At 76.1% G+C, this 1251-nt stretch carries 2 protein-coding genes; one reads left to right on the top strand and one right to left on the bottom strand.

The features are described 5' to 3' along the window. Positions 1 to 70 precede the first annotated feature (70 nt). Positions 71 to 481, bottom strand: coding sequence for a winged helix-turn-helix transcriptional regulator (locus ACFU6K_RS39320; protein ID WP_380671520.1), 411 nt, complete (start codon positions 479 to 481; stop codon positions 71 to 73). A gap of 112 nt (positions 482 to 593) precedes the next feature. On the opposite strand from ACFU6K_RS39320, the gene ACFU6K_RS39315 reads away from it, so the two are divergent. After that, positions 594 to 1251 (top strand): alcohol dehydrogenase catalytic domain-containing protein (locus ACFU6K_RS39315; RefSeq protein WP_380671518.1); only part of this gene is annotated, 658 nt, incomplete at its 3' end.

The following is a 1251-nucleotide window of genomic DNA, read 5'->3' as shown; positions in this document are numbered from 1 at the left end:
GTTCGACCCGGTACGGCCCAACGAGCCGCCCCGCCGGAGGTTGCGCCCGGACCGTCCCCGGTCCCCCGGGTCAGTGCGGTGCCTGGTGGTCCTCGTCGTACGCGGCGCGGGCCGCCAGCACCTGGGGCATGTGGCTCTCCGCCCAGGCCTTGATCTGCCGCACGAGCGGCAGCAGGTCGCGCCCGAGCCCGGTGAGCTCGTAGTCGACGCGGGCCGGCACCCCGGCGGTGACGGTGCGGCTGACCAGGCCGTCGCGTTCCAGGGCGCGCAGGGTCTGGGTGAGCATCTTCTCGCTCACCCCGGCCAGGCGCCGGCGCAGGTCGCTGTAGCGCAGCGGCCCGTCGGCGAGGGCGGAGACGAGCAGGCTGACCCACTTGTCGCCGATCCGGTCCAGGAGTTGGCGGGCCGGGCACCAGGCGAGGTAGGCGTCGTAGGCGGCGGCCTCGGCGGCGCGGCGCCGGGCGGCGGTCGTGGTGGGCATCGGCCCACTCTCCTTTCCGTTCGGTACGCACCTTCGGGTGCGTCCTTCCCTCTGGAGAGTAACTCTCCTTAGGTTGGGTGGAGTTGCCGATTCGTGAGGGGTGGGTGTCGTGATGCGTGCCGTGGTGGTGCGGGAGTTCGGCGGTCCCGAGGTGCTGGAGCTGGTGGAGGTGGCGCTGCCGCGCCCCGGCCGCGGGCAGGTGCGGGTGCGGGTGGCGGCGGCCGGGGTCAACCCGGTGGACGCGGTCACCCGCTCCGGGGTGCTCGCCGGGGCCGGGCTGATGGCCCCGCGCGCGGTGACCGGCATCGGCTGGGACGTGGCCGGGACGGTGGACGCGGTGGGACCGGACGTGGACCGATTCTCGGTCGGCCAGCGGGTGGTGGGGCTGCGCGACCGCCTGGACAGCGACCTCGGCACCTACGCCGAGCACGTCGTCCTGGACGCGGACGCCCTCGCCCCCGCCCCGGCCGGCGCCACCCTCGCCCAGGGCGCGACGCTGCCGCTCAACGGCCTCACCGCGCTGCAGGCCCTGGACCTGCTCGACCTGCCGGCCGGCTCCACCGTCCTGGTCACCGGGGCGGCGGGCGGCGTCGGCGGCTTCGCCGTCGAACTGGCCGTCCTGCGCGGCCTGCGGGTGGTCGCGCTCGCCGGGCAGGACGACGAGCGGCTGGTGCGCGACCTGGGCGCCGAGTGGTTCGTGCCGCGCACGGCACCCGATGTGGCCGCCGCCGTACGGGAGTCGGTGCCCGGCGGCGTCGACGGCGCCGTCG

It is taken from the genome of Kitasatospora sp. NPDC057512 (assembly GCF_042802135.1).
GTDB lineage: Bacteria > Actinomycetota > Actinomycetes > Streptomycetales > Streptomycetaceae > Kitasatospora.
The sequence above is the reverse complement of the archived record's forward strand: the minus strand, read 5'-3'. Positions and strand labels throughout refer to the sequence as shown.